Raw genomic sequence first — 26,808 nt, forward strand, 5'->3', positions numbered from 1 at the left:
GGCCGAATTATAGGGCCTGCGCGCAATCGGTGCTTTGCCTAGGCGTGTATCCCCTTGCTTTTGGGACTTTTCACCGTTGACCTGCGAACATTTTTTGCAGTGACAAAACCGCCGCGGCTGTGTCCGGTGCCTCGGTGACCGCGCGCACGACCGCCGCGCTGCGCACGCCGGTTTCCAGCACGCCCGGCATCGCCTTGGCGTCGATTCCACCAATGGCGACAAGCGGCACCCGGCCCGACAGCAGTTGCACGTAGCGCGACAGGCGCGCCAATCCTTGTGGCTTGGTCGGCATGACTTTCGTCGTGGTCGGGAAGACGGCGCCGAGCGCAAGGTAGCTCGGCTTGAAGTGCAGCGCGCGCAACATCTCGTAATAGCCGTGCGTCGACAGACCGAGCCGCACGCCGGCTTTCGCGATGGCGCTCAGGTCGGCCGTCTGCACGTCTTCCTGTCCGAGGTGCACGCCGTACGCGCCCGCCGCAATCGCCTCGCGCCAATGATCGTTGATGAAAACCTGTGCGTCATGCCGACGTCCCGCCTCGACCGAGCGCGAGATTTCGCGCTGCAAGTCGGCGGCGTCGGCGGTTTTGCGGCGCAGTTGCGTCGTGCGGACGCCGAGACCGAGCACGCGCTCGACCCAGTCGGCGCTCGGCAGCACCGGATACAGGCCGAGCCGATCGGGGCACGCCGGGAATCCGCCTTCGGGCGCGGCGGGCAGATCGGCGACACGCGGAAACGTCGCGAAATCGACGGGCCACGCGTCGTCCTTGTTCTCATCGCCCGCGCGCCAGGCGAGCGCGAGCGTCAGCGCGTCGTGCGGCTCGAAGTTGCAGTCGAGGAAAGCGGCGAGCGCGGACAGCCAATCATCCGACCATTCGCCTTCGAGCGCGAAACGCTCGTCGCCACGACGCAGCGTGACGCGATCGCCATGCGCTTCAAGGATTGCCGCGGCGCCGTTCGCGGCCACATCGTGCGGCTCGTTGAACACGATGATGTCGCTCGCCTGCGGCGATTCCGGCGCGGTCAGGCAGATGCGCCAGCGCGTTTCCGCCGTCGGCCATTCGCCGAGACGCGCGCGAATCCGCTCGGCGACTTCAGTCAGCTCGTCCGCCGGCGGCCAGAACACTTCACGATTCAACAAGCTCATGCCGCGCCTCCGTCCTGATGCCAGAACGGCATGCCGACGACCGGCGTGCTCGCCTGCGCGCTGTCGCGCTCGGCCATGGGGCCCGCGAGGAACGCGGTGCGCCCCGCTTCGACGCCGAGCGCGAACGCGCGCGCCATCTGCGGCGGGAAGGTTGCCTGCGAGACGGCCGTGTTGAGCAGCACGCCATCGAAGCCCCATTCCATCACCTGACACGCATGCGACGGCACGCCGAGACCGGCATCGACGATCAGCGGCACATCCGGCAGACGCTCGCGCAAGGTGCGCAGCCCGTATGGATTCGTCACGCCCTTGCCCGTGCCGATGGGCGCGCCCCACGGCATCAGCGCTTCGCAGCCGGCATCGAGCAGACGCCGGCCGATGACGAGATCTTCCGTGCAGTAAGGCAGCACCTTGAAGCCATCGCGGATCAGCTTGGCCGCCGCTTCGACGAGGCCGATCGGATCGGGCTGCAGCGTGTAGTCGTCGCCGATCAATTCCAGTTTGATCCACGGCGTCTCGAACACCTCGCGCGCCATGTGCGCGGTCGTGAGCACCTCGTCGACGCTCTGGCAGCCCGCCGTGTTCGGCAAAAGCGCGACGCCGTGGCGCTTGAGCACATCGAAAAAGCCGGCTTCGCCAGTCTCCGACTGACGGCGCAGCGCGACCGTGACCATGCCCGGCCGAGCGGCGTCGATGGAGTCGGAAAGCGATTGCAGCGACGGATAACGCGACGTGCCGAGCAGCACGCGGCTCGGAAACGTCTCGCCGTAGAGCGTGAGGACGTCGGCGGTGGAAATGGTCATGGTTCGATCCTTCGGTTCGGAGTTCAGCCGCCCGCGACGGGCGACACGACGTCGAGCTTGTCGCCGGCGGCGAGCATTTTCGTGGCGTGTTCGCCGCGCGCGACGAACTGGCCGTTCAGCGCGACCGCGAACGGCGGTTTCGCGCCGAACGCGGCGAGCGCGTCGGTGACGGTGGTGGCGTCGGGCAAATCGAAGACGCGCTGATTGATGTGGATGTTCATGGTTGTTTCCTGATGACTAGAGCGCTGGCGCAACCGCGAACTCGCCGTGCAGCAGTTCGGGCCAGCGCGCGGCGCTGCGGAAATCGGAGAAGGCCTCGGCATCGGCGATATCGCCGGAAGCGAGCGCGTCGGCGAGACGGCACGCGGCATCCGCGACTTCGGGCGCGATCATGAAGCCGTGCCGGTACAAGCCGTTCACGCGCAAGGTCCGCGCCCCGTCCCAGACGATCGCCGGCCGGTGATCCGGCAAGGTCGGCCGGCAATGCGAGTTCAGTTCGAGGATGCGCGCCTCGCCGAAACCCGGATGCACCGCGAACGCGGCGCTCAGCAGCTCGAGCGCCGAACGTACGCTCACGGGCGACATGTCCTCGCCCTCGACTTCCGTCGCGCCGATCACGTAGAGATCGTTCTCCTTCGGCGCGATGTAGAGCGGATAGCGCGGATGCAAGAGCCGCACCGGCCGCGTCAGCCCGATGCCCGGCGCGTGCACGCGCGCGACTTCGCCGCGAATGCCGCGCAGCGCGGGCCACGCGGGCTTGCCGCCGAGGCCGCGGCAATCGATGATCCAGCGCGCGTCGGGCATCGCATCGACGGCGGTGTTCCAGTGCGTACGCACGCCGCGCGCGGCAAGTCCGGCGGCGAGCGCGCCAAGCGCCTGACGGTTGTCGAGTTGGCCTTCGTTCGGCAGCAGCCAGCCCTGCGCGAAGCGCGTTCCGAGCGCCGGTTCGGCTTGCGCGACTTGCGCGCCCGCGAGCTTGACGAAGCCGCCGTCGAGCAGATTGGCGGGCGAATTGGCCTTGAGACGGCGTTCGAAGAGCGGCGCTTCGGCGCGATCCGCGCCGTGCCAGACGACGAGCGTGCCGTTGCGCTGAAAGAAAACCGGCTCGGGCAATTGCGCGATGAGTTCAGGCCAGCGTTCGAGCGATGCCGCCCCCAGCCCGACGACGAGCGGCTCCGCGCTCGCCGCTTCCGCGAGCGGCGCGAGCATGGCGGCGGCGACCCACGCGGCCGACTGTGTGCCGGCGGCGTCGCCGCGTTCGTAAAGCGCGACGTCGTGGCCCGCGCCCGCGAGTTGCCAGGCGACGAGCCGTCCGACGAGCCCGCCGCCGACGACGGCGAAATCCGGCCGGCGCGCGGCGCCCTGATCGATTCTGTTCATCAATTCGATGTCTCCATACGCGTAACGCTGCGGTGCACGATGGAGACGAAAGACGCGATCCCGATCGTGCTGGCGCGGCGCCACATCACGAGGACGAAATCAGCGGGAGAGACCGGCTCGGCAGCGCATGAAGCGCGCCGGGCGCGAAGAAAGGACTGGAAGAGACTGGAGGAATGGCGCGAGGCTCGCGCGGTCTCCGGAAACTTCCCTCGCCGGTATTACCCGGATCGGGTGCAAAGGGTCTCTCTCAGCCTCGCCGCGCTGCCGACCGTTCCGGCCGCCGATGCACGCGAAGCACCCCTGTTTCGTCGAGGGTCATTAAAACATGAAAGGCGAAGGCGCTGCAAACCGGGATTCCCCGCCTTTTATCGTGCGCGGCGGCACTCTGGCACAATGCCGCGAACATGGTTCGCAGGACGATCGCCCGAAATTAAGTGAGCGTTAAGCGAACCCCGGAACAATCTGCGGAGCCGGAAAACGCCGCGCGCGGCCCGGCCGCGGACGTAACAATCGGGCGCCACGAGGCGCATCAGCAGGAAGCTCATGACCAACACCCATACCGAAAGCACGCAGCAGAAGGCCGACGAAGTCTCGGCGTGGAGCCTCATCAAGCCCTACTGGGTGTCGGAGGAGCGCGGCTTCGCGTGGGGCCTTCTCGTCGCGATCATCGCGATCAACATGACCGTTGTGTGGATCAACGTCCGGCTCAACAGCTGGAACGCCGACTTCTACAACGCGCTGCAGAACAAGAACGTCAAGGACTTTCCGCATCTGCTGCTGATCTTCACGGGCCTCGCGTTCGCGTACATCCTGCTCGCGGTGTACGGTCGATATCTGCGGCAGATGCTCGCGTTTCGCTGGCGTCAATGGCTCACCAACCGCTTTCTGGAACAATGGCTCGGTGACAAGGCGTTCTACCGCATCGAGCGCGACCGCCTCGCCGACAACCCCGACCAGCGTATTTCCGACGACCTGCAATCCTTCGCCACCACCACGCTTTCGCTCTCGCTCGATCTGCTTTCGACGCTCGTCACGCTCGTCACTTTCATCACGATTCTCTGGACCATCGCGGGCGCGCTGACCTTCTCGCTCGGCGGCACGCCGATCACGATTCCGGGCTATATGGTCTGGGCCGCCGCGCTCTACGCGATTCTCGGCTCGCTGATCATCCAGAAGGTCGGGCATCCGCTCGTGTCGATCAACTATCAGCAGCAGAAGGTCGAGGCCGATTTCCGTTTCGGCCTGATCCGCGTGCGCGAGAACGCCGAACAGATTGCGTTTTATGACGGCATCGCGACCGAAACGGCGAACGCAAAGACCATCTTCCAGCGCATTCGCGACAACTGGTGGATGATCATGAAGTACACGAAGCGCATGACCTTCGTGCTGTCGTTCTACGGGCAGATCGCGATCATTTTCCCGATCATGGTCGCCGCGCCGCGCTACTTCGCGGGCGCGTTTTCGTTCGGCGTGCTGATGCAGATTTCATCGGCGTTCGGCACGGTCAGCGATTCGTTTTCGTGGTTCATCAACAGTTATTCGACGTTGGTCGAATGGCGCGCGACCGTGAATCGTCTGCGCGAATTCAAGCGCGTGATGCGCTCGACGCATATCCGCGAAGAAACGTCGCCAGCGACGGAGCGCGGCGGCATCAACCTGCACTACACGAGCACGCCGTCGCTCACGACGAACGGGCTCATGCTCGCGCTGCCCAACGGCACGCCGCTTTCGCGCGTGGCGAACGTGTCGATCGAGCCGGGTTCGCGCTGGCTGGTCGTCGGTCCATCGGGCTCGGGCAAGAGCACGTTGATGCGCGCGCTCGCGGGTCTTTGGCCGTTCGGCGACGGCACGATCGACGCGCCCGTCGACGCGAAGATGATGTTCGTCCCGCAGATGAGTTATCTGCCGATCGGCACGTTGCGCGCGGCGCTTTCGTATCCGTCGGCGGGTGGAACGTTCAGTGATGAAGAGTCGCGCGACGCGCTGCGTCTGTGCAATCTCGAGGCGTATGCGGATCGGCTGGAGGAAAGCGCGCATTGGGCGCGGAGTCTGTCGCCGGGCGAGCAGCAACGGCTTGCTGCCGCGCGCGTGCTGTTGCACAAGCCGGACTTCGTGTTCCTCGACGAAGCCACGAGCGCGCTCGACGCCGAGAACGAGCTGCATATCTACAACATGCTGGTCGAGCGGCTTCCGAAGGCGGCGATTGTGAGCGTGGCGCATCGCGAGTCGGTCGCGATGTTCCATGATTACAAGATCGAGATCGAGAGGGCGATGGCGGAGGTTTGACCCGTCCGCGCTCAAAAGCAAAAGGCCACGCAATCGCGTGGCCTTTTTGCATGAAGCGTCGAGCGACGCTTACCGCGGCAACTCGCTCGATCCCATCAGATACGCATCCACCGATCGTGCGCACTGACGTCCTTCGCGAATCGCCCAGACGACCAGCGACTGCCCGCGACGCATATCGCCGGCGGTGAAGACTTTATCGACCGACGTGTAATACGCCTTGTCGCCTTCGGTCGCGGCGCGCACGTTGCCGCGCGCATCCTTCTCGACGCCGAACGCATCCAGCACCGGCGACACCGGCTGCGTGAAGCCCATCGCGAGCAGCACGAGATCGGCCTTCATCTCGAACTCGGAACCCGGCACTTCCTGCATCTTGCCGCCCTTCCACTCGACGCGCACGGCGATCAGCTTCTCGACCTTGCCGTTCTTGCCTTCGAAGCGCTTCGTCGCAACCGACCAGTCGCGCTCGCAACCTTCTTCATGCGACGACGACGTACGCAGCTTGATCGGCCAGTACGGCCACACGAGCGGCTTGTTCTCTTCCTCGGGCGGCTGCGCGAGCAGTTCGAACTGCGTCACGCTCTTCGCGCCATGACGATTCGACGTGCCCACGCAATCCGAACCCGTATCGCCGCCGCCGATCACGACGACATGCTTGCCCTTCGCGAGCAGTTGATCCGGCAGCTTGTCGCCCGCGTTGACCTTGTTCTGCTGCGGCAGGAATTCCATCGCGTAGTAGATGCCTTCGAGCTCGCGCCCCGGCACCGGCAGATCGCGCGGCGTTTCCGAGCCGCCCGCGATCACGACCGCGTCGAACTGTTCCTTCAGCTCGTCGGGCGTGATGGTTTCCTTCGCCGTATTCGCGATGTATTCCGGCAGCGCATCCTTGCCGATGAACACGTTCGTGCGGAACGACACGCCTTCCGCCTCCATCTGACGCATGCGGCGATCGATCAGCCACTTCTCCAGCTTGAAATCGGGGATGCCGTAACGCAGCAGACCGCCGATGCGATCGTTCTTCTCGAACACGACGACTTCATGGCCCGCGCGTCCGAGTTGCTGCGCGGCCGCGAGACCCGCGGGCCCCGAACCGACGACGGCGACCTTCTTGCCCGTCTTGTGCTTCGGCGGTTGCGGCACGACCCAGCCTTCGGCGAAAGCCTTGTCGATGATCGCGTGCTCGATCGACTTGATGCCGACCGGATCGTCGTTGATGCCCAATGTGCACGCCGCTTCGCACGGCGCCGGGCAGATGCGGCCCGTGAATTCCGGGAAGTTGTTGGTCGAATGCAGCACGTTGATCGCGCTCTTCCAGTCCTGCTGGAACACGAGATCGTTGAAGTCCGGAATGATGTTGTTGACCGGGCAGCCGTTGTTGCAGAACGGAATGCCGCAGTCCATGCAGCGCGCGCCTTGAACCTTCGCGTCTTCATCGGTCAGCGCGGCGACGAATTCCTTGTAATGCTTGACGCGGGTAAGCGGAGCTTCGTACGCCTCGTGGCGGCGTTCGAACTCGAGAAAACCGGTTGCCTTGCCCATTTCTTTCTCTGTATTTGGTGAGGATCGCGCGCGCTCCCGGAGCGCGCGTCTGTCTGATTGAACGAGGCTTAAGCCGCGACCGCTTCCTTGCCCTTCTTCGCGCCCATTTCGGTGAGCGCGCGACGGTACTCGGTCGGGAACACCTTGACGAACTGACGGCGAGCCGAATCCCAGTTTTCCAGCAGCGACTTCGCGCGCGGCGAGCCGGTGAACTGGAAGTGACGCTCGATCAGCCCCTTGAGCAGCGCTTCGTCGGTCTTGCCGGCGTGCCACAGCGTGCGATCCACCGTGCGCTCCTGTTCGGCCTGCTGCAGCACCGGATCGAGCGCGACCATCGACTTGTTGCACTTGCCGGCGAACGCGCCTTCCGGGTCGTACACGAACGCGATGCCGCCCGACATGCCCGCCGCGAAGTTGCGGCCCGTCTCGCCGAGCACGACCACCGTGCCGCCCGTCATGTATTCGCAGCCGTGATCGCCCGTGCCTTCGACGACCGCCGTCGCACCCGAGTTGCGCACGCAGAAGCGCTCGCCCGCGACGCCGCGGAAATACGATTCGCCTTCGATCGCGCCGTACATCACCGTGTTGCCGCAGATGATGTTTTCCTCGGACTTGCCGCGGAAGTCGTTGGTCGGGCGAATGATGATGCGCCCGCCCGACAGGCCCTTGCCGACGTAGTCGTTGCCGTCGCCGACGAGATCCAGCGTCACGCCCTTCGCGAGGAACGCGCCAAAGCTCTGGCCCGCCGTGCCCTTCAACTGGATGTGAATCGAGTCGTCGGGCAGGCCGTCGTGACCGTGCGTCTTCGCGATGAGGCCGGACAGCATCGCGCCGACCGTGCGATTCACGTTGCGCACCGGCTGGATGAACGACACATGCTCGCCCTTCTCGATCGCCGCCTTCGACTTCTCGATCAGCACGTGATCGAGCGCCTTGTCGAGACCGTGATCCTGCACGTCGACGTGCTTGCGCGCGACGTCTTCGCCCACCGGCACCTGATAGAAGATGCGCGAGAAGTCGAGGCCCTTAGCCTTCCAGTGCTCGATGCCCTTCTTCATGTCGAGCAGATCGACGCGGCCGATCAGGTCATCGAACTTGCGGATACCGAACTGCGCCATGATTTCGCGCACTTCTTCCGCAACGAAGAAGAAGAAGTTGACGACGTGTTCCGGCTGGCCCGAGAACTTCGCGCGCAGCACCGGGTCCTGCGTCGCGACGCCGACCGGGCACGTGTTCAGATGGCACTTGCGCATCATGATGCAGCCTTCGACGACGAGCGGCGCCGTCGCGAAGCCGAATTCGTCCGCGCCGAGCAGCGCGCCGATCACGACGTCGCGGCCGGTTTTCATCTGACCGTCGGCCTGCACGCGAATGCGCCCGCGCAGACGGTTCAGCACCAGCGTCTGCTGCGTTTCGGCGAGGCCGAGTTCCCACGGCGTGCCAGCGTGCTTGAGCGACGACAGCGGCGATGCGCCCGTGCCACCGTCATGGCCCGCGATCACGACGTGATCCGCCTTCGCCTTCGCAACGCCCGCGGCCACCGTGCCGACACCGACCTCCGACACCAGCTTCACCGAAATGCTCGACGACGAATTCACGTTCTTCAGATCGTGAATGAGTTGCGCGAGGTCTTCGATCGAATAGATGTCGTGGTGCGGCGGCGGCGAAATGAGGCCGACGCCCGGCACCGAATAACGCAGCTTGCCGATGTATTCGGACACCTTGTGGCCCGGCAGCTGACCGCCTTCGCCCGGCTTCGCGCCCTGCGCCATCTTGATCTGGATCTGGTCCGCCGACGACAGATACTCCGCCGTCACGCCGAAACGTCCCGACGCGACCTGCTTGATCTTCGAGCGCAGCGAATCGCCTTCCTTCAGCGGGATGTCGGTGACGACTTCCTTGCCGATGATCGATTGCAGCGTGTCGCCGTTCTTGATCGGAATGCCGCGCAGCTCGTTGCGATAACGCGTTTCGTCCTCGCCGCCTTCGCCCGTGTTCGACTTGCCGCCGATGCGGTTCATCGCGACGGCGAGCGTGGCGTGCGCTTCCGTGCTGATCGAGCCGAGCGACATCGCGCCCGTCGCAAAGCGCTTGACGATTTCCTTCGCCGATTCGACTTCATCGAGCGGAATCGCCTTCGACGGCGACACCTTGAACTCGAACAGACCGCGGAACGTCATGTGACGCTTCGTCTGGTCGTTGATGATGTGGGCGTATTCCTTGTACGTCTGATACGAGTTGCTGCGCGCCGAGTGCTGCAGCTTGGCGATCGCATCCGGCGTCCACATGTGCTCTTCGCCGCGCACGCGATACGCATATTCACCGCCCGCGTCGAGCATGTTCGCGAGGACCGGGTTGTCGCCGAACGCTTCGCGATGCAGATGAATCGCTTCTTCCGCCACTTCGAAGATGCCGATGCCGCCGACCTTCGTCGCCGTGCCCTTGAAATACTTCTCGACGAGTTCCGACGACAGGCCGACGCCTTCGAAAATCTGCGCGCCGGTGTAGGACATGTACGTCGAAATGCCCATCTTCGACATGACCTTCAACAGGCCCTTGCCGACCGCCTTCGTGAAGTTGTAGATGACCTTGTCCGCCGACAGATCGCCCTTCAGGCCTTCGGCCATGTTGGCGAGCGTTTCCAGCGCGAGGTATGGGTGAACGGCTTCCGCGCCGTAGCCCGCGAGCAGCGCGAAGTGATGCGTTTCGCGCGCCGAGCCCGTTTCCACGACGAGACCCGTGCTCGTGCGCAGACCGTGCGCGACGAGATGCGAGTGGATCGCGGAGGTGGCGAGCAGCGCCGGGATCGCGACGTTGTCGCGGTCCATCTTGCGGTCGGACACGATCAGGATGTTGTAGCCGGAGCGCACGGCATCCACGGCTTCCGCGCACAGCGACGCGATACGCGCCTCGATGCCTTCCTTGCCCCACGCCACCGGATAGCAGATGTTCAGCTCATACGAGCTGAATTTGCCGCCGGTGTACTTGTCGATCGCGCGGATCTTCGCGATGTCCTTGAAGTCGAGCACGGGCTGCGACACTTCGAGGCGCATCGTCGGGTTGATGTTCGTCGTGTCGAGCAGGTTCGGTTTCGGGCCGATGAACGAGTTGAGCGACATGACGAGGTTTTCGCGGATCGGGTCGATCGGCGGGTTCGTCACCTGCGCGAACAGCTGCTTGAAGTAGTTGTAGAGCGTCTTGTTCTTGTTGGACATGACCGCGAGCGGCGAGTCGTTGCCCATCGAGCCGACGGCCTCTTCGCCCGATTGCGCCATCGGCGCCATCAGGAACTTGAGGTCTTCCTGCGTGTAGCCGAACGCCTGCTGACGGTCCAGCAGTGCGGCGGCTTCGCGGCGCTGCGTTTCGACGTCTTCCGCCTTCGGCTCGATCTCGTCGAGCTTGATGCGAACCGCGTCGATCCAGCTCTTGTACGGCTTCGCGTTGGACAGGTTGTCCTTCAGCTCCTTGTCCTCGATGATGCGGCCCTGCTCCATGTCGATCAGGAACATCTTGCCCGGCTGCAGACGCCACTTCTTGACGATCTTCGACTCGGGAATAGGCAGCACGCCGGATTCCGACGCGAGGATCACGAGATCGTCGTCGGTGACGAGATAGCGCGCCGGACGCAGGCCGTTACGGTCCAATGTCGCGCCGATCTGGCGGCCGTCCGTGAACGCGATGGCGGCGGGGCCGTCCCACGGTTCCATCATCGCGGCGTGGTATTCGTAGAACGCGCGGCGGTTGTCGTCCATCAGCGTGTGCTGTTCCCACGCTTCCGGGATCATCATCATCATTGCGTGGACGAGCGGGTAGCCGGCCATCACGAGCAGTTCGAGACAGTTGTCGAACGAAGCCGTGTCGGACTGGCCCGGATAGATCAGCGGCCAGAGCTTCGGCAGATCGTCGCCGAGCACGTACGACGCGATCGCGCCGGTGCGCGCGTTCAGCCAGTTGACGTTGCCCTTCACGGTGTTGATTTCACCGTTGTGCGCGATCATGCGATACGGGTGCGCGAGTTCCCACGCGGGGAACGTGTTCGTCGAGAAGCGCTGGTGCACGAGCGCGAGCGCCGACACGACGCGCTCGTCCTGCAGATCGCGGTAATACACGCCGACCTGGCCGGCCAGCAGCAGACCCTTGTAGACGACCGTGCGCGACGACATCGACGGCACGAAGTATTCCTTGCCGTGCTTGAGCTTCAACGCCTGGATGCGATGGCTCGCCGTCTTGCGGATGATGTACAGCTTGCGCTCGAGCGCGTCCGTCACGACGATGTCCTTGCCGCGCCCGATGAAAATCTGGCGGATCAGCGGCTCGCTCGCCTTCACGGTCGGCGAAATCGGCATGGTGGAATCGACCGGCACGTCGCGCCAGCCGAGCACGACTTGGCCCTCGGCCTTGACCGTGCGCTCCAGTTCCTGCTCGCACGCGAGACGCGATGCATGCTCCTTCGGCAGGAAGATCATGCCGACGCCGTATTCGCCAGCAGGCGGCAAGGTCACGCCTTGCTTGGCCATTTCTTCGCGATAGAAGCCGTCCGGCACCTGAATGAGGATGCCGGCGCCGTCGCCCATCAGCGGATCGGCGCCGACCGCGCCGCGGTGATCGAGATTCTCAAGAATCTTGAGACCCTGCTGAATGATCTCGTGGCTCTTTTTTCCCTTGATATGGGCGACGAAACCGACGCCGCACGCGTCGTGTTCGTTCGCAGGGTCGTACATGCCCTGCGCGGCGGGAAGCGAACCGGCTGCCGGCTGCTGATGATCGTTCATGGGGACACCGTCTCTACTGTGAGGGGCCGAATCGACTCGGCCGTTGAACCATTTTCTTGTCGCTTGCGACGGTTTCTTTCAACTTGATGTGTCACGAAGCACGGTCGTGCGCGGCACGCTGCACCGCGGCAATTGCCGGAAATCGAAATATACGCGACGAATCAAAGCGATGGCAAATAAAACTTGATGATCTGACACCGATTATCGATATGGTGCAAATGTGCCCCAACATATTGGGGCCGCATCGCCGGGAGTCAAAAAGAAACGGCGAGACTCGGAAAATTCGAGACGCCGTTTCGTTTTTTGCTTCAGGAACGCCCGTGAAGGCCGTTATTGAGTCTGTGGAGTTTCGCGAATCTTGCGCGGACGTCCGCGCGGCAGCGGCGACACCCGGCGGTTGGCAGCATGCGACGCCCATTCCCGATAGGCATCGCTGCCGAGCACCCAGCCTTTAAGTGTCGCTTGCAGGAGACGGTTGGCCTCGCGCTCATCGGGCGGTTGCTCGCACAGTTCCTTGTAGGCGTGCTGGCGTTCGAACGGCGTATTGCCGAGCGACCAGAACAGCGGATGGTCGGTGATGAGGCTATCGAGCGTGAGCCCGATGTGATGACGGAAGCTGGACCATTTGTAGTCCTGCGGCGCCGCGACCAGTTGCGCGCGCACGGGCGCCATTTCTACGACGCGCGTGGCGAGCAGAAAGTATCGTTCGCCCTCGATGACCGTCGCGCGATAGCGGCCTTCCCAGAGCGTGCCGCGTCGCATGTATCGGCGATTGAAGTGCGCCACGTAACGACGTCCCACCGCTTGCATCGCTTTGGGCAGACTGGATTCGTCGCGCGGCGTGACGAGCAGATGTACCGCCTGCGGCATCAGCGCATAGGCGTGAATAGAGAGGTGATGATCACGTGAAGCAGTCCTCAAGCAGTCGATGAAGAGCTCGTAGTCCTGGTCGTCGACGAAGGCGGGTTGCTGGTCGAGACCACGCAGGATGACATGCTGCGGCTGTTCGGGAACGTAGAGTCGTGCAAGCCGTGCCATTCTGGATTTTCCGTTGGTCGCGTTTGTGTTACCCCGTTCGGGGACCTTTTGGAGCCGTTGCGGCAGCGTGGAGAGAACACATGCAATTGCCGTGCAACCAGACCCCAAAGCCGCTCTTTGCCCTAGGGAGAATGCTCTACGGCACCGCTATGGTTAATGTGAAATCTTGTGTTCATAATGAGCGTGCTTTTTCGGAGGAGCACAAATTGAAAATAAAACAAGTCATCACGGGGATCGCGGCATTAGCGTGTGTGTCCACCGCGGCACATGCGCAATCTGCTGGATCCTTCTATGCAACAGCAGGCTGGTTTCACTTCGCCCCGCAAGACAGTAGTGGTCCGCTCAAAGAAACAAGTGTAGGCGGATCTCCGGTCAATATCGACGTTCCCGGCACAGGCGCAGGCATTTCGAGCGCCGACACCGCCGGCTTCACGTTGGGCTACTTCGCGACCGACCACATTGCCGCCGAACTCGAAATGGGCGTGCCGCCCACGTTCGATCTCGAAGGCAAGGGCACCTTGTCCCAGTACGGAAAGCTCGGCAGCGCGAAGCAGTGGAGCCCGACGCTGCTATTCAAATACTTCTTCAATGCTCCCACGGCGAAGTTCCGTCCGTTCGTGGGTCTTGGCGTGACGCGCACCTGGTTCACCGACGCGCAGATCACGAATCAGCAATTCGAAGGCTCGGTCCTGCATGGTCCGACCACCGTCGACACGGATAGTTCGTGGGCGCCCGTGTTTAATGTCGGCGCAACCTACAATTTCACGGAGCACTGGTTCGCCGGATTTTCCGTGTCGTTCATTCCGTTGAAGGCCACCGCGAAGTTGAACACGCAGGCTCAAACGCCTGTCGGCACGCTCAACGTTCAATCGCAGGCGAAAATCACGCTGAACCCGATCGTCACATATTTGCGAGTGGGCTATCGATTCTGAAGTGAGACTGCTCACAAGCATGTAACGACGATATAAGCGCCATAAAAAGAGAGATAACGCCGGCATGATTCACATATGCCGGCGTTACTTTTTGCATCGCCCTTGTAAATGTGACCTTCGTAAAAACGGTTTGCTTGCAGTTCTTACGCGCGATCGCGCGCGGAATGTGTTTCGCGGTCGCGCTTACCGAAGCTTTGCGCAACGTCGAAGCATCGGCATCGAATTTGCTGCATGATGAGTTTCCCCGCCACCTCGCGCGGGCTATCCACGACTCATCCATCGACGGAGCGATCTATGAACGCACTGCCTAATACGCGAGACGCCATCGGAGATTCCTGGACCACGACGAGCCGCCGCGCACGACGCATGGCACGGCATGGCCGCGAAGCAGCCGAGGATATCGGCTCCGAACTGCGCACCCTTCTCAGCGAACTCGAAAACACCCTGGCCGAAGGCACGTCGGCCGATGCGGCTGCGCTACGCGCGCAGATCAGCGACCGGCTCGTCAGCGCGCGCGCACGTCTGAACGATACGCACGCGGCGCTTCGCGAGCGCGCGGGCGCAGCGTTCGAAGACGCCGACGCCTTCCTTCACGAAAAGCCCTGGCAAACCATTGCATTGGTTGGCGGGTTGGCGCTGGTTGCGGGCGTGCTGCTCGCTCGCGTTCGCTGACATTTCAACCCTACGACGCCTCCAGAAAATCCGCGCCAATAATGTCGATGCGATCCGTGCAGATCGCATCGACGCCCCATTGCGCGAGCAACCGCGCGCGCGCCGGATCGTTCACCGTGTAGGCGAGAATGCGCAAGCCGGCATCCTTGATCTGCGCGACGAGCGCTTCATCGAGCGTGCGATGGTTCGCGTGCAGCGACACACACGATAACGCTGAAGTTTGCGCGCGCCAGTTCACGGGAACGCGCTCGTAAAGCATCCCTCGCGGAAGATTCGGCGCGACGTCGCGTGCGGCTTCCAGCGCCGCATATGAGAACGACGACATCAGCGGCGCAACTTCAGCGTCTGCCCACAAGTGCGCCGCCTCACGCGCGACGAGCACGCCTGTTTCCACGTCGCGCCCCTGACTCGGCTTGATCTCGATGTTCACCGCAAGCCCATGCTTCACGCATCGCTCGTGCACTTGGGCGAGCGTCGGCATACGCGCGTTTGCGAATTCGGCGCCGAACCAGGTGCCTGCATCGAGCGCGCGCAACTGCGCGTAGGTCATCGCTTTTGCCGCGCCGCGTCCGTTCGACGTTCGATCGACCGCGTCGTCGTGCAGCAGGAAGACGATGTCGTCAGCAGAAAGCTTGGCGTCGAACTCGATCATCTTGTGGCCGAAGCGCGCGCCCACGTCGATTGCTTCGAGCGTGTTCTCCGGCGCGAGTTTGCCGCCGCCGCGATGCGCGACGATCGCGGGATAAGGCCAGGTTCTCATCGCATCGCCTCCTTTAGTTCGCGCGCAGTCGCGTTGCCGGATCGAAAAAATGCAGATGCCGCGCGGGCAACGATACGCTCAACCGCTCGCCACGCTGCGGGCGATGCTCATGCGGCAAGCGCGCTGCGACGTCGTGCTTGCCCCACTTGCCGTGCGCGAGATTGTCCGCGCCAAGCAGTTCAGCCGAATCCACATCGAGCGTGGCGCTTGGCGCGTTCTCGTTGCCGGGCGTCATGTGCTCGGGACGAATGCCCACGATCCACTCGCGCCCGTGCATCGCGCTCGTCACGCCATTCGCGCCCGCGACCGGCAGCTTCGGACCGCCGCCCGCGATCTCGAAAGTCGATCCGTCTTCGGACAGACGTCCTTCGAGCAGATTCATCGCCGGCGATCCGATGAAGCTCGCCACGAATACGGTTGCCGGGCGTTCGTACACTGCGGTCGGCGCGCCGATCTGCTCCGCGTGACCCTTGTTCATCACGATGACGCGCTGCGCGAGCGTCATGGCTTCGATCTGATCGTGCGTAACGTAAAGGCTCGTGGTCGCGAGACGCGCGTGCAGCCGCTGAATTTCGAGGCGCATCTGCACGCGCAGCTTGGCGTCCAGATTCGACAACGGTTCGTCGAACAAGAACACCGCCGGCTCGCGGACAATCGCGCGGCCCATTGCAACGCGCTGCCGCTGACCACCCGACAATTCGCGCGGCTTGCGTTCGAGCAGATGTTCGAGTTCGAGGATACGCGCGGCATTCGCGACGCGCGACTCGATGGTCTTCTTGTCCGCGCCGCCGATCTTCAGCGCGTACGCCATATTCTGCGCGACGCTCATGTGCGGATAAAGTGCGTAGTTCTGAAAAACCATCGCGATGTCGCGATCCTTCGGCTCCAGCTTGTTCACGACCTTGCCGCCGATTTCGATCGCGCCTTCGGACACGCTTTCGAGCCCCGCGACCATGCGCAGCAAGGTCGACTTTCCGCAGCCCGACGGCCCGACCATCACGACGAATTCGCCGTCCTCGATCGCGGCGTCGATGCCGTGCAGTACGTAGTTCGAGCCGTCGTATGTTTTCTTGACGCTTTTTAGATTCAATGCAGCCATGTTTTATTTCTCGGAATCGACGAGTCCGCGCACGAACCAGCGCTGCATCGTCAGGACCACCGCGAGCGGCGGCAGCATCGCGAGCAGCGTCGCGGTCATCACGTAGTGCCATTCGGTCGCTGTGTCGCCGGACGCGATCATGCTCTTGATGCCGACCACCGCCGTCTGCAGCGACACTTCGTTGGTGATGAGAATCGGCCAGAGATATTGATTCCAGCCGTAGATGAACGTGATGACGAAAAGCGCCGCGATGTTGGTCTTCGAAAGCGGCAGCACAACGTCCCAGAAGAAACGCAGCGGCCCCGCGCCGTCGATGCGCGCCGCTTCCATCAGTTCGTCGGGCAGCGTCATGAAGAACTGCCGGAAGAGGAACGTAGCCGTTGCGGAGGCGATCAGCGGCAGCGTCAATCCCGCATACGTGTTCGACAGATGCATCGACGAAACGACTTGCACCGTCGGGAAGATACGCACTTCGACGGGAAGCATCAGCGTGATGAAGATGAGCCAGAACGCGAGGTTCTTCAGCGGAAAGCGGAAGAAGACGATCGCGTAAGCGGAGACGATCGACACCGCGATCTTGCCGATGGAGATGACCAGCGCCATCACGAGACTGTTCGCCAGCATGCGTCCGAAGGGAGCGGCCGCGTTGCCGCTGCCGTGCGCCCAGATATACGCGATGTTCTCGAACAGATGCGTGCTCGGCACGAGCGAGAGCGGCACGCTGAACACTTCCTTCGAATTCATCGTGGCCGCGCAGAACGCGACGTACACAGGAAACACGATCAGCGCGACGCCGAGCAACAGCACCGCGTGACAGAAGATATCGAAGCCGCGACGGTTTTCGATCATGAGTATTGCACCCTGCGTTCGACGAAGCGGAACTGGACCACGGTGAGCACGACGACGATCACCATCAGCACGACCGACTGCGCGCCCGAACTGCCGATGTCGAGTCCCTGGAAGCCTTCCGCGAAGATCTTGTAGATGAGCGTCTTGGTCGATTGCGCGGGACCGCCGCCGGTCGCGGCGTCGATGACGGGGAACGTATCGAAGAACGCGTAGACGAGATTCACGACGAGCAGAAAGAACGACGTCGGCGACAGGAGCGGCAGCGCGATGCCGAAGAAGCGGCGCACCGGACCGGCCCCGTCGATGGCGGCGGCTTCGATCAGCGATTTCGGGATCGCCTGAAGACCCGCATAGAAGAACAGGAAGTTGTAGCTGACCTGCTTCCACACCGACGCGAGCACGACGAGGAACATGGCCTGCGTGCCGTTCAACGCGTGATTCCAGATGACGCCCTGCTTCGCCAGCGCATACGTCACGAGCCCGATGCTCGGATTGAACAGGAACGACCACAGCACGGCGGCGATCGCGGGCGCGACCGCATACGGCCAGATGAGCAGCGTCTGATACGCCTTCGCGCCGCGCGTCACGCGATCGGCGCACGCGGCGAGCAGAAGCGAGATCACGAGGCCCGAGACTGTGACGAGCGCGCAGAAGATCATCGTCGTGTTGAACGACGACAGGTAGAGCGGATCGGCGAACAGTTGTTTGAAGTTCTGCAGGCCGACGAACTCGCTCGACGTGCCGAACGCATCCTGGCTTTGCGTGGCCTGCCAGAGGGCTTCGCCCGCGGGCCAGAGAAAGAACAGCGCGGTGATCGCGAGTTGTGGCGCGACGAGCAGATACGGCAAGACGCTCGTATCGAAACGAGAGCGCTTTTCCATGCTTTGATTTCCCGGAAGCGCCCGCGCTTCTACACGCGGGCGCGTGACCTTAATTGCCCGCCTTCTCGAAGCGGCGCAGCAGTTCGTCGCCGCGTTGCACCGACGCGTCCAGCGCCTGTTGCGGCGTCTTCTTCTCGGCCCAAACTTGCTCGAGCTCTTCGTCGACGATCGTGCGGATCTGAGGCATGTTGCCGAGGCGCAGGCCCTTCGTGTACGCGAGCGGCGGCTTGTTCAGCATCTGCTTGATCGCGATGTCCGCGCCGGGATTCTTGTCGTAGAAGCCCTGCTTTTGCGTGAGCTCGTACGCGGCCTGCGTGACCGGCAGATAGCCCGTGTCCTGATGCCACTTCGCCGCCACTTCCGGCGTCGCGAGATACGCGAGGAACTTGGCGACGCCCTTATAGACGGCCGGATCCTTGCCCGCCAGAACCCACAGACTCGCGCCGCCGATGATCGCGTTCTGCGGCGCGCCCTTCACATTCGCGTCGTACGGCATCATGCCGACGCCGTAATCGAACTTCGCGAATTTCGCGATGGTCGCGCGCGAACCCGACGAATTCGTGATGATCCCGCAATCGCCGCTATAGAACTTCGACACCGGCTCGTCCTTGCGGCCGACATACGTGAACGTGCCTTCCTTCGCCATGTTTTGCAGGAACTGGATGTGCGCGACCTGCAGCGGCTTGTTGAATTCGAGCTTCGCATCGAGGCCGTCGAAGCCGTTGTTCTTCGTCGCGAACGGCGCGGCGTGCCACGCGCTGTAGTTCTCGAGCTGAATCCAGCTCTGCCAGCCCGACGAATATCCGCACGAATAGCCCGCGGCCTTCAGCTTCTTCGCGTCGGCTTCGACATCGGCCCAGGTTTTCGGCGGCTGGTTCGGATCGAGGCCGGCCTTCTTGAACGCGTCCTTGTTGTAGTAGAGAACGGGCGTCGAGCTGTTGAACGGCATCGAGATGAGATGGCCGGTCTTCGCGTCGCTGTAGTAACCGGCGATGGTCGGCACGAACGCCTTTTCGTCGAGCGGCACGCCAGCCTGCTTGAACACGTCGGAGACCGGGATGACGGCCTTTTTCGCCTGCATCATCGTCGCGGTGCCGACTTCGTAGACTTGCAGGATCGCGGGCGCATTGCCGCTGCGATACGCCGCGATGCCCGCTGCGAGCGCCTGGTCATACGTGCCCTTGAACACCGGGACGATCTTGTAATCGCTCTGAGACTTGTTGAAATCGTTGGCGATGTCGTTCACGCGCTCGCCGAGCGCGGCTTCCATCGCGTGCCAGAACTGGATTTCCGTCGCGGCGTGCGCGGCGGTGCTGACGCCGAACGTCAAGGCGGCAGCGGTCGTGACCAGGCGAAACAGGGGCTTGCGGACCATCGATGAGTCTCCGTATAAAACGTTATAAGTTAATTGTTATCGATGACAAACAGTCGTTGATATTCCTTCAATGCGTAACGGTCCGTCATTCCGGCGATGTAATGCGCGATGAGCCGCGCCTGCGAACTGTCGTGGCTCGACGAAGCCGCGTCGTTCGCCGATTCCTCCGTCACCGGTCCGCGCGCCTGATACGCGGGCGGCAAGAGACGCGGATCGTCGGAGAAGGCTTCGAAAAGGCCCGTCACGACGCGCTTCGCCTTGTTGGCCATACGCATCACGCGATAGTGCCGGTACAGGTTCTTGAACAGGAAACGCTTGAGTTGCGCCGCCTGTGCCGCGACTTCATCGCTGTGCGCGACGAGCGTGGGCGCGTTGCGCACGTCGTCGAGCGATTGCGGCGCGACGCGTTGGAGATTGCGGCTCGTCGCCTCGATCAGATCGACGATCAGCGTATTGATGATGCGGCGGATGGTTTCGTGAATGAGCCTGCGCCCTTCGATGTCCGGATACTCCGCGCGCGCCGCGTCGAAATGCGTGTGCCAGAGGCTCACTTCGGAAAGCTGCTCGAGCGTGATGAGGCCGGAGCGCAGGCCGTCGTCGACATCGTGATTGTTGTACGCGATTTCATCGGCGACATTGGCGATCTGCGCTTCGAGGGAAGGCTGCTTGCCCGTGAGAAAGCGCTCGCCGAGATCGCCGAGCTTGCGCGCGTTCTCGCGCGAGCAATGCTTGAGAATGCCTTCGCGCGTCTCGAAGCACAGGTTCAGGCCGTTGAACGCGCCGTAGTGCTCTTCGAGCTGATCGACCACCGCGAGGCTTTGCAGGTTGTGCTCGAAGCCGCCGTGATCGCGCATGCAGTCGTGCAGCGCGTCCTGTCCGGCGTGACCGAACGGCGTGTGGCCGAGATCGTGCGCGAGCGAAATGGCTTCGACGAGATCCTCGTTCAGCCGCAGATTGCGCGCGACGGAACGCGCGATCTGCGCGACTTCGAGGCTGTGCGTGAGGCGCGTGCGAAACAGGTCGCCTTCGTGATTGACGAAGACCTGGGTCTTGTATTCGAGCCGCCGAAACGCGGTCGAATGCACGATGCGGTCGCGATCTCGCTGGAACTCGGTGCGCGCCGCCGGGGGCGCTTCGGCGAAACGCCGTCCGCGCGATTGCGACGCGTGCGCGGCGTACGCCGCGAGATGCGCTTCGAGCGCGAGCGTCGACGGCGCGCCCGGCAAAACTTGATGCTCTTCTTCGCTCACCGGCTGCTCCGCATCGTCATGGTTCTGGCCGCCGCTCGCGCGGATCAGACGCTGGCTGCGAGCGTCGCGCGCACGGCCTGATCGGGCGCGCTCGTGATCTCGGTCGCGCCGAAGCGGGTCAGCAAAATGAATTTGATTTCACCGGCTTCGGCCTTTTTGTCGACCTTCATCAGATCGACGTAGCGGTCGTCGCCGAGCTTCGGCGCCGTGACCGGCAGCTTCGCCGCTTCGATCACGCGCACGAGACGCTGGCGCGCGGCTTCGTCGAGCCTGCCGAGGCGCACGGACAAATCCGCCGCCATCACCATGCCGCAACCGACCGCCTCGCCGTGCAGCCATTCGCCGTAGCCGAGACCGGCTTCGATCGCATGACCGAACGTATGGCCGAAATTGAGAATCGCGCGCTGCCCGCCTTCGCGCTCGTCGGATGCCACCACCGACGCCTTGATCTCGCACGAACGCTTCACCGCGTGCGCGAGGGCGTCGTCGTCGCGGCGATTCAGCGCGTCGATATTGCTTTCGATCCAGTCGAAGAATTCGGCGTCCGCGATGGCGGCCGTCTTGATGACTTCCGCGATGCCCGCCGCCAGCTCGCGCTCCGGCAAGGTGTGCAGCGCGCCGATGTCCGCGATTACCGCTTGCGGCTGATAGAACGCGCCGATCATGTTCTTGCCGAGCGGATGATTGATGCCCGTCTTGCCGCCCACCGACGAATCCACTTGCGAGAGCAGCGTGGTCGGCACCTGGATGAACGGCACGCCGCGCATATACGATGCGGCCGCGAAGCCCGTCATGTCGCCGACGACGCCGCCGCCGAGCGCGATCAGCGTCGTCTTGCGGTCGGCGCGCTCGGTCAAGAGCGCGTCGAAGATCGTGTTGAGCGTTTCCCAGTTCTTGTGCGCTTCGCCGTCCGGAAGCACGACGGTCGTGACTTTCTTGCCGAGCGGCGCGAGAGCCGCGCGCAACTGCTCGCCGTAGAGCGGATCGACGGTCGAGTTCGTGACGATCGCCACGGACGCGCCCTTGATGTGCGGAGCAAAGAGCTCGGTGCGGCCGATCAGCCCTGCACCGATATGAATGGGATAGGCGCGCTCGCCCAGTTCGACGTTGACGGTAATCATGGCGGACATGTGATCTTCAGGCCGGTTTGACGACGCCGGCGACCTCCAGTTGCATCAGGACCATATTGACGAGCGCGTTCACGGTCGGCCGTCCGGTTTCCACGACGAAATGCGCGCATTCGTGGTACAGCGGATCGCGCGCCTGAAAGAGCGCTTCGAGCTTGCCGCGCGGATCTTCGGTCTGCAGCAGCGGGCGATTCTTGTCGCGCCGTGTACGCTGCCAGAGATCGTGCGGATTGGCGCGCAGATAGATGACGATGCCGCGATTCTTCAGATGTTCGCGATTGTCGGGGCGCAGCACCGCGCCGCCGCCCGTCGCGAGCACGATGCCATCGCGCTGCGACAGCTCGTCGATGACGTTCGCCTCGCGCTGGCGGAAACCCGCTTCGCCCTCGAGTTCCCAGATCACCGGGATGCGGGCGCCCGTGCGCGCCTCGATCTCATGATCCGAATCGATGAAGGAGCGCTGCAGACGGCGCGCAACCGCACGTCCCACGGTGGTTTTACCCGCCCCCATGAGTCCGACGAAAAAAATGTTCGCGTTCGCGTGCCCTTCCTGCAACTCGGTTTCCTTCCAGTTCGATGCAATTTGTTCGTGCGGCAGCTTAAGGGCAAACCGCCCGCTTTGTCGAGTTTCGCGGCCCTCGTGACGGGCCTAGCCGCTCGACGCGATCACATGCGGCGTAATCAAAATGACGAGCTCGCTCTTCGAGCTGCGCCGCGCGTCGTTGCGAAACAGCCAGCCGATCAGCGGCAATTTCGACAGTCCCGGCACGCCGGTCGTGTCTTCGTGTTCGTCATCGGAATAAATGCCGCCGATCGCCACGGTGCCGCCGTTTTCCACTTCCACGCGCGTCTGGATATGCTTGGTATGGATTGCCGGCCCGTTCGCCGTCTGCTCGCCGACACTGTCTTTCGTGATGTCGAGATCGAGAATGACGTGGCCATGCGGCGTGATCTGCGGCTCAACCTCCAGTTTGAGCGTTGCGCGCCGAAACTGCACGCCCGACATGCCATTGCCGACCTTCGCCTGATACGGCACTTCCATGCCCTGCTCGACGATCGACTTCACGCGGTCCGCCGTCACGACGCGCGGCCGCGAAACGATTTGTCCGCGCCCTTGCGCCTCCAGCGCGCTCAGTTGCACGTTGAGCAGCCGCGTCGCCTGCGCGACGAACAACGTGAGCCCGGCCGTCGCCGCGTCGAAACCGTTGATCGGCCCCGCCGACAAATCGTATACCACACCGTCCGCGCCGCCCGCGAACCCGGTCGCCGGATCGTTCTGCGCCGCGATGCCCAGCTTGACGCCGAGATTGCGCGACAGTCCCGCCTCGCCCTCGACGATCTTCGCCTCGATCATCACCTGCGGCGTCGGCTTGTCGATCAGCGCGACGAGTTCGGCGATCTGCCGCACGCGAGCGTCGAGATCGGTGATGAAGAGCAGATTCGTGCGCGCATCGGAGATGGCGGAACCGCGCTTCGACAGCACGCGCTGGCTGCCCGAGCCGGACAGCATCTTGCGCAGCTCTTCCGCGCGCGAATAACGCAGCACGAACGTACGGCTCGCGAGCGGCTCGAGGTCCGCGGCGCGCGCGTGGGCCTCGAACCGCAGCTTCTCGCGCGCCGCCAGTTCCGCGAGCGGCGCGACCCAAATGACATTGCCGTGCCGCTCCATCGCGAGTCCGTGGACTTCGAGGAACGTGTCGAACGCGCGCCGCCACGGCACGGCGACGAGATTCATCGACACTTGTCCGCGCACCTTTTCGCTCGCGACGATGTTCAGGCCGGTGAAGCGCGCGAATGCGTGCAGCGCGGCGCTCAAGTCGGCGTTTTTCAGATCGAGCGTGATCGGCTTGCCGTCGTCGTCGCTCTGCGATGCGTCGCTCAGACGCTCGAGTTTCGGCAAAGGCACGGGCGGGCCTTCCAGCGCCTCTGCCGTTTCTGTCTTCTCCGTTTCCGCCTGCTCCGCCGCGGGCTTCGCGGGCTGCGCGTCGGACGTCGCGACGATAGGCGGGTCGACAGCCTGCGCGTCGAACGATGCGGGCAGCGGCGGAAGCGGCGGGACGATCGCATCGGCGCTATCGGCGGCAAACGCCGTGTGCGCAGACATCGACAGCGCAGCCGCCATTCCGACGAATCTGCCTGAAAGCTTCGCGAACCGGCTCACGTGCGATCCTCCGCGAAAGTCAGCTTGCGCGACATGCCGTCTTCTCGGGCGAGTTCGATTGCGCGCGGCACGACGCGCCCGAGCCGTTCGTCGCCGATTTTCTGCCCCGGCGCGAAGCTGTCGACGTCGCGGCCGCTTTGCAAAAGCGCCATCGCGCGACGCCGTGCGACGAACGTGCCCACCAGCAGCATGTCGCTTCCCTGCGCGGCGGCGTCCGCGCTGCCGAACGGATCGATGACGAACGCGTTGGCGCGCGACACTGCGGCGGGCGCGACCGCCGGCAACGTTTCGAAGATGCGCAATGTCGCTTCGATGGCGAGCGCGTTCGCCTGCCGCTTGATCTGCACGTTCTCGGGAACGACGAGTCGCGGCAGGCCGGCGAGCGCATCGAGAAAGCGCCGTAGCTCCGCGAAGCTGCCGTCCGCGCGCAGCTTGAGCGCGCGCTCAGGAAACGGCTCTCGCTGCTTCGGCGCCCCGCCCTTGACGGCGACAGGCTCGATGTCCGCGACGCGCACGCCGCTCTGGGCGGCCAGATCCGCGACCGCGCGCAACGCGTCGGCGGCGCTCCAGTGCTCCGGATCGAGGCGCCCCGACGACGCGCGCGCTCGCAAGCCGGACAGTTCGTCGGCAATGCGCGCCGCGTCCTGCGCCTTCGCTTGTGCCGCGGCCAACGCGACGCGGCTTTCATCGAGCCGGCTCGCGTCCGACATGCGCCACGCGCGCAGGCCGAACGCAAACACGACGACACTCAACGCGAGCGCGACACACGCGGTCCGTCGCCACGACCAGTCGTCGAGCGGTTGCAGGATGGAGAGCGCGCCGCGCGAGCGCGTCTTCATGGCGATGTTCATCGGAATCGTGCTCATGGGCGTTCCCCCTGCGTTGCCGCCAAAACCGGACGTGCCTGACGCGACGCCGTTTCATCGCGCGAATGATCCGGCGCATAGCGCACCAGCGCGACGAACTCGAATCGCGCGGCGTGCTCGTCGGAGGCCGTCGATGCAGCGCGCCTGGCAGGCTGCGTCGACGGAATTCCGTTCGCGCGCCGTTTCATTTCGATCACGTCCACCGCCTGCACGCCGCGCAGGCGCTCCAGCCGCTTGAGCCATTGCGACGCTGCCTGCGAATCGGGTGCGAGCGCCGCCAGCTCGACCTCATTCGTTCGCTGCGACACGCGTTGAAGCGCGACGCCGCGTTGAAGAGGCGAGTCGGCGAGCGCTTCGAGCAGCGCGAGGAAACGCTCGCGCGGCAACGCCAACGGCTGCGCGGCCTCACGCGCGCGCCGCCGTTCGCTTTCTGCGCGCACAAGCCGTGCGTGTTCGTCGATCTGCGCGCTCGAAGCACGCAGCGACGTCTCCAGCGCGACACGCCGTTCATCCAGTCGCGCGCGCTCGAACAAGTCGTGGCCAGCGACGGCGCCAACGGCCGCGCAGCCCGCGAGCGTCACCGCGCCGATCAGCGCGAGCCGCTGCCGCCGTAGCTCGCGTCGCTTTCGCGCGCGATAAGGCAACAGATTGAATCCGTCGAGCATGGCAGCGTTCATTGCATCACCTCGCGCAACGCCAGGCCTACCGCAACCGCGAAACGCGGCGAATGCTTGTGCACCGTCTGAATCTCGGCCACCCCGTTGCAATACGGCGCGGCTTCGAACGGCAATGCCGCGCAGCCGAAAGTCTTGCCGAGCACGGGAAGCGGAAGGCCCGCGTGCGCCATCAACTCGATCTGCCCGCCGACGTAGATGCAATCGAGCGGCGCGTGTTCGCCAGCGAGTTCGTGCAACGCGTCCGAAATGCTCCGATGCTCGGGCGCGGGATACCGGACTTCGTTTTCGACGCCGCGCGAGCCGACGAGCCAGCCGTGCAAGCCGCTGCTTTCCAGCCAGCAGACGAGATAGCGCGCGTCGGCGTCCAGTTCGACGGAACCTGCATGGCGCATCGCGCGCAATGCGGCGGCCGGCTCGCTGTCGATGGCCGATAGCGCGATGCCCGCCTCCGCCGCGGTCTCGACTCGCGCCTCGACGTGTCGCCGCGCCGTCGCCGCTATCGCGACCAGCGCGTCGCCGTCTTCCCGCGTCTGCACGGACCAGTCGACCGCCAGCGCGCCGCGTTCGATGCCCGCCGCGCGCTCGGCTTCGGCGAGTACGGCCGGCTCGAGCAAGCCGCGCGGATCGCCGCCGATCGGGGCTGCGAGCTGCTCGTGGGTGTCGATGAGTCGGGCGAGCGGAACTTGCGTCGTAAGCGTCGCCGACGACGGCAAGCCCATCGCGCAACGCAGCGCACGCCAAGCGCCGCTTTCCGGCAGCCGCCCGAACGCCTCGCGCAACGCCGCGACGATAGGCGCGCGATCGACGAAATCGCCGCCGACCACCGCACCCGACGGCAGCGCCACCGACTCCAGATGCTCGACGCACACCGCCGCATTCGCCCTCAACCGCCTGCTCACGATGGCGAGGCGCACCGCGTCCTCGCTCACGTCGATGCCCGCCGCGTAGCGCCGCGTGACCGTCAGCATCGTGCCGCGCAGCATGTTTTCCTTGCTCATGACCGCTCCTTCCATTCGATCGCGCACCGAACCGTTCGGGCGCTTGATGTCGGAAGAATTGTCGCGAGCGCCGATCGCGGCGAACACTCGGCCGAATGGCCAACGCTCGCGTCGGAGGGATGCTTCCGCGCAGGATCGCGCGTATCTTGAAGACAACGGCAGACGCGTGTGCAGGCGCACACGGCGGCAGCGTGCGCCGTGT

22 protein-coding genes and 1 riboswitch are annotated in these 26,808 nt (G+C 64.0%); of the genes, 3 read left to right on the forward strand and 19 right to left on the reverse strand.

Annotation, left to right across the window (positions count from 1 at the left end; genetic code table 11):
• Positions 1 to 70: 70 nt before the first annotated feature.
• The 4 genes from thiE to QCE58_RS14260 are packed head-to-tail and all read right to left on the reverse strand — an operon-like array spanning position 71 to position 3,327.
• Positions 71 to 1,144 carry a thiamine phosphate synthase gene (thiE, locus tag QCE58_RS14245; protein WP_250521405.1) on the reverse strand — a complete coding sequence of 358 codons (1,074 nt, stop codon included), beginning with the start codon at positions 1,142 to 1,144 and terminating at the stop codon, positions 71 to 73.
• Entirely contained in the window at positions 1,141 to 1,947 is an 807-nt protein-coding gene (locus QCE58_RS14250) for a thiazole synthase (RefSeq protein WP_008344109.1), read from the reverse strand. Before QCE58_RS14250 ends, thiE begins: the two co-directional genes overlap by 4 nt.
• 23 nt (positions 1,948 to 1,970) lie before the next feature.
• Positions 1,971 to 2,168 carry a sulfur carrier protein ThiS gene (gene thiS, locus QCE58_RS14255; RefSeq protein ID WP_250480712.1) on the reverse strand — a complete coding sequence of 66 codons (198 nt, stop codon included), beginning with the start codon at positions 2,166 to 2,168 and terminating at the stop codon, positions 1,971 to 1,973.
• 16 nt (positions 2,169 to 2,184) lie between these two features.
• On the reverse strand, positions 2,185 to 3,327 hold the full coding sequence (locus QCE58_RS14260) for an FAD-dependent oxidoreductase (RefSeq protein WP_250435260.1): 1,143 nt from the start codon (positions 3,325 to 3,327) through the stop codon (positions 2,185 to 2,187).
• A gap of 187 nt (positions 3,328 to 3,514) precedes the next feature.
• Positions 3,515 to 3,639: riboswitch (TPP riboswitch) on the reverse strand.
• 231 nt (positions 3,640 to 3,870) lie between these two features.
• Between QCE58_RS14260 and QCE58_RS14265 the strand changes: the two genes are divergently transcribed.
• Positions 3,871 to 5,613 carry an ABC transporter ATP-binding protein/permease gene (locus tag QCE58_RS14265; RefSeq protein WP_008344104.1) on the forward strand — a complete coding sequence of 581 codons (1,743 nt, stop codon included), beginning with the start codon at positions 3,871 to 3,873 and terminating at the stop codon, positions 5,611 to 5,613.
• Positions 5,614 to 5,682: 69 nt separating this feature from the next.
• On the opposite strand, the gene QCE58_RS14270 is transcribed toward QCE58_RS14265, so the two are convergent.
• From QCE58_RS14270 to QCE58_RS14280, 3 genes are all read right to left on the reverse strand, one after another.
• Positions 5,683 to 7,149, reverse strand: coding sequence for a glutamate synthase subunit beta (locus QCE58_RS14270; protein WP_008344103.1), 1,467 nt, complete (start codon positions 7,147 to 7,149; stop codon positions 5,683 to 5,685).
• Positions 7,150 to 7,217: 68 nt separating this feature from the next.
• On the reverse strand, positions 7,218 to 11,921 hold the full coding sequence (locus QCE58_RS14275; protein ID WP_250440239.1) for a glutamate synthase-related protein: 4,704 nt from the start codon (positions 11,919 to 11,921) through the stop codon (positions 7,218 to 7,220).
• Between the two features lie 330 nt (positions 11,922 to 12,251).
• Positions 12,252 to 12,959 (reverse strand): transposase, encoded by a 708-nt coding sequence (locus QCE58_RS14280; protein ID WP_008344100.1) that lies wholly within the window; start codon positions 12,957 to 12,959, stop codon positions 12,252 to 12,254.
• A 206-nt stretch (positions 12,960 to 13,165) separates the two neighbouring features.
• Here QCE58_RS14280 and QCE58_RS14285 point away from each other — a divergent pair, with 206 nt between their 5' ends.
• Positions 13,166 to 13,891: an OmpW family protein gene (locus QCE58_RS14285; RefSeq protein WP_034473121.1), complete on the forward strand. Its 726-nt coding sequence runs from the start codon at positions 13,166 to 13,168 to the stop codon at positions 13,889 to 13,891.
• Positions 13,892 to 14,185: 294 nt separating this feature from the next.
• A complete protein-coding gene (locus QCE58_RS14290; protein WP_033536968.1) occupies positions 14,186 to 14,563 on the forward strand; it encodes a YqjD family protein in 378 nt (125 codons plus the stop codon).
• Between the two features lie 10 nt (positions 14,564 to 14,573).
• Here the strand turns inward: QCE58_RS14290 and ugpQ are convergent, their stop codons facing one another.
• The 12 genes from ugpQ to pilM all read right to left on the reverse strand — a co-directional run bounded on the left by ugpQ (position 14,574) and on the right by pilM (position 26,606).
• Positions 14,574 to 15,323 carry a glycerophosphodiester phosphodiesterase gene (gene ugpQ, locus QCE58_RS14295; protein WP_008344094.1) on the reverse strand — a complete coding sequence of 250 codons (750 nt, stop codon included), beginning with the start codon at positions 15,321 to 15,323 and terminating at the stop codon, positions 14,574 to 14,576.
• 13 nt (positions 15,324 to 15,336) lie between these two features.
• Positions 15,337 to 16,422, reverse strand: coding sequence for a sn-glycerol-3-phosphate import ATP-binding protein UgpC (locus QCE58_RS14300; protein ID WP_250480715.1), 1,086 nt, complete (start codon positions 16,420 to 16,422; stop codon positions 15,337 to 15,339).
• Positions 16,423 to 16,425: 3 nt separating this feature from the next.
• Positions 16,426 to 17,271: a sn-glycerol-3-phosphate ABC transporter permease UgpE gene (ugpE, locus tag QCE58_RS14305; RefSeq protein ID WP_008344090.1), complete on the reverse strand. Its 846-nt coding sequence runs from the start codon at positions 17,269 to 17,271 to the stop codon at positions 16,426 to 16,428.
• Entirely contained in the window at positions 17,268 to 18,152 is an 885-nt protein-coding gene (ugpA, locus tag QCE58_RS14310; protein ID WP_008344088.1) for a sn-glycerol-3-phosphate ABC transporter permease UgpA, read from the reverse strand. The genes ugpE and ugpA overlap by 4 nt, the downstream gene beginning before the upstream one ends.
• 49 nt (positions 18,153 to 18,201) lie before the next feature.
• Positions 18,202 to 19,527, reverse strand: a complete 1,326-nt coding sequence (ugpB, locus tag QCE58_RS14315) for a sn-glycerol-3-phosphate ABC transporter substrate-binding protein UgpB (RefSeq protein ID WP_034473119.1) — start codon at positions 19,525 to 19,527, stop codon at positions 18,202 to 18,204.
• A 29-nt stretch (positions 19,528 to 19,556) separates the two neighbouring features.
• Positions 19,557 to 20,777 (reverse strand): deoxyguanosinetriphosphate triphosphohydrolase, encoded by a 1,221-nt coding sequence (locus QCE58_RS14320; RefSeq protein WP_034473118.1) that lies wholly within the window; start codon positions 20,775 to 20,777, stop codon positions 19,557 to 19,559.
• Between the two features lie 44 nt (positions 20,778 to 20,821).
• Positions 20,822 to 21,898 carry a 3-dehydroquinate synthase gene (aroB, locus tag QCE58_RS14325; RefSeq protein ID WP_034473117.1) on the reverse strand — a complete coding sequence of 359 codons (1,077 nt, stop codon included), beginning with the start codon at positions 21,896 to 21,898 and terminating at the stop codon, positions 20,822 to 20,824.
• 16 nt (positions 21,899 to 21,914) lie between these two features.
• The gene (locus QCE58_RS14330; protein WP_008344080.1) at positions 21,915 to 22,460 is read right to left on the reverse strand and encodes a shikimate kinase; all 546 of its coding nucleotides are present in this window, start codon (positions 22,458 to 22,460) and stop codon (positions 21,915 to 21,917) included.
• A gap of 93 nt (positions 22,461 to 22,553) precedes the next feature.
• Positions 22,554 to 24,008: a type IV pilus secretin PilQ gene (locus tag QCE58_RS14335; RefSeq protein WP_241484882.1), complete on the reverse strand. Its 1,455-nt coding sequence runs from the start codon at positions 24,006 to 24,008 to the stop codon at positions 22,554 to 22,556.
• A 53-nt stretch (positions 24,009 to 24,061) separates the two neighbouring features.
• Entirely contained in the window at positions 24,062 to 24,931 is an 870-nt protein-coding gene (gene pilO, locus QCE58_RS14340; RefSeq protein WP_250480718.1) for a type 4a pilus biogenesis protein PilO, read from the reverse strand.
• A complete protein-coding gene (locus tag QCE58_RS14345) occupies positions 24,928 to 25,608 on the reverse strand; it encodes a fimbrial assembly family protein (RefSeq protein WP_250481692.1) in 681 nt (226 codons plus the stop codon). Before QCE58_RS14345 ends, pilO begins: the two co-directional genes overlap by 4 nt.
• Positions 25,605 to 26,606, reverse strand: coding sequence for a type IV pilus biogenesis protein PilM (gene pilM / locus QCE58_RS14350; protein WP_175983049.1), 1,002 nt, complete (start codon positions 26,604 to 26,606; stop codon positions 25,605 to 25,607). Before pilM ends, QCE58_RS14345 begins: the two co-directional genes overlap by 4 nt.
• Positions 26,607 to 26,808 lie beyond the last annotated feature (202 nt).

The organism is Caballeronia sp. LZ028, from assembly GCF_031451415.1.
GTDB classification, from domain to species: domain Bacteria; phylum Pseudomonadota; class Gammaproteobacteria; order Burkholderiales; family Burkholderiaceae; genus Caballeronia; species Caballeronia zhejiangensis.

What these genes read in the sequence shown, in the direction of transcription:
- QCE58_RS14345 (WP_250481692.1), bottom strand. Translation starts at nt 25,608, where the DNA reads ATGAACGCTGCCATGCTCGACGGATTCAATCTGTTGCCTTATCGCGCG.
- QCE58_RS14335 (WP_241484882.1), bottom strand. Translation starts at nt 24,008, where the DNA reads ATGTCTGCGCACACGGCGTTTGCCGCCGATAGCGCCGATGCGATCGTC.
- QCE58_RS14260 (WP_250435260.1), bottom strand. Translation starts at nt 3,327, where the DNA reads ATGAACAGAATCGATCAGGGCGCCGCGCGCCGGCCGGATTTCGCCGTC.
- pilM (WP_175983049.1), bottom strand. Translation starts at nt 26,606, where the DNA reads ATGAGCAAGGAAAACATGCTGCGCGGCACGATGCTGACGGTCACGCGG.
- QCE58_RS14290 (WP_033536968.1), top strand. Translation starts at nt 14,186, where the DNA reads ATGAACGCACTGCCTAATACGCGAGACGCCATCGGAGATTCCTGGACC.
- QCE58_RS14275 (WP_250440239.1), bottom strand. Translation starts at nt 11,921, where the DNA reads ATGAACGATCATCAGCAGCCGGCAGCCGGTTCGCTTCCCGCCGCGCAG.
- QCE58_RS14300 (WP_250480715.1), bottom strand. Translation starts at nt 16,422, where the DNA reads ATGGCTGCATTGAATCTAAAAAGCGTCAAGAAAACATACGACGGCTCG.
- thiS (WP_250480712.1), bottom strand. Translation starts at nt 2,168, where the DNA reads ATGAACATCCACATCAATCAGCGCGTCTTCGATTTGCCCGACGCCACC.
- QCE58_RS14270 (WP_008344103.1), bottom strand. Translation starts at nt 7,149, where the DNA reads ATGGGCAAGGCAACCGGTTTTCTCGAGTTCGAACGCCGCCACGAGGCG.
- pilO (WP_250480718.1), bottom strand. Translation starts at nt 24,931, where the DNA reads ATGAGCACGATTCCGATGAACATCGCCATGAAGACGCGCTCGCGCGGC.
- QCE58_RS14250 (WP_008344109.1), bottom strand. Translation starts at nt 1,947, where the DNA reads ATGACCATTTCCACCGCCGACGTCCTCACGCTCTACGGCGAGACGTTT.
- ugpB (WP_034473119.1), bottom strand. Translation starts at nt 19,527, where the DNA reads ATGGTCCGCAAGCCCCTGTTTCGCCTGGTCACGACCGCTGCCGCCTTG.
- ugpA (WP_008344088.1), bottom strand. Translation starts at nt 18,152, where the DNA reads ATGGAAAAGCGCTCTCGTTTCGATACGAGCGTCTTGCCGTATCTGCTC.
- thiE (WP_250521405.1), bottom strand. Translation starts at nt 1,144, where the DNA reads ATGAGCTTGTTGAATCGTGAAGTGTTCTGGCCGCCGGCGGACGAGCTG.
- QCE58_RS14280 (WP_008344100.1), bottom strand. Translation starts at nt 12,959, where the DNA reads ATGGCACGGCTTGCACGACTCTACGTTCCCGAACAGCCGCAGCATGTC.
- aroB (WP_034473117.1), bottom strand. Translation starts at nt 21,898, where the DNA reads ATGATTACCGTCAACGTCGAACTGGGCGAGCGCGCCTATCCCATTCAT.
- ugpE (WP_008344090.1), bottom strand. Translation starts at nt 17,271, where the DNA reads ATGATCGAAAACCGTCGCGGCTTCGATATCTTCTGTCACGCGGTGCTG.
- QCE58_RS14265 (WP_008344104.1), top strand. Translation starts at nt 3,871, where the DNA reads ATGACCAACACCCATACCGAAAGCACGCAGCAGAAGGCCGACGAAGTC.
- ugpQ (WP_008344094.1), bottom strand. Translation starts at nt 15,323, where the DNA reads ATGAGAACCTGGCCTTATCCCGCGATCGTCGCGCATCGCGGCGGCGGC.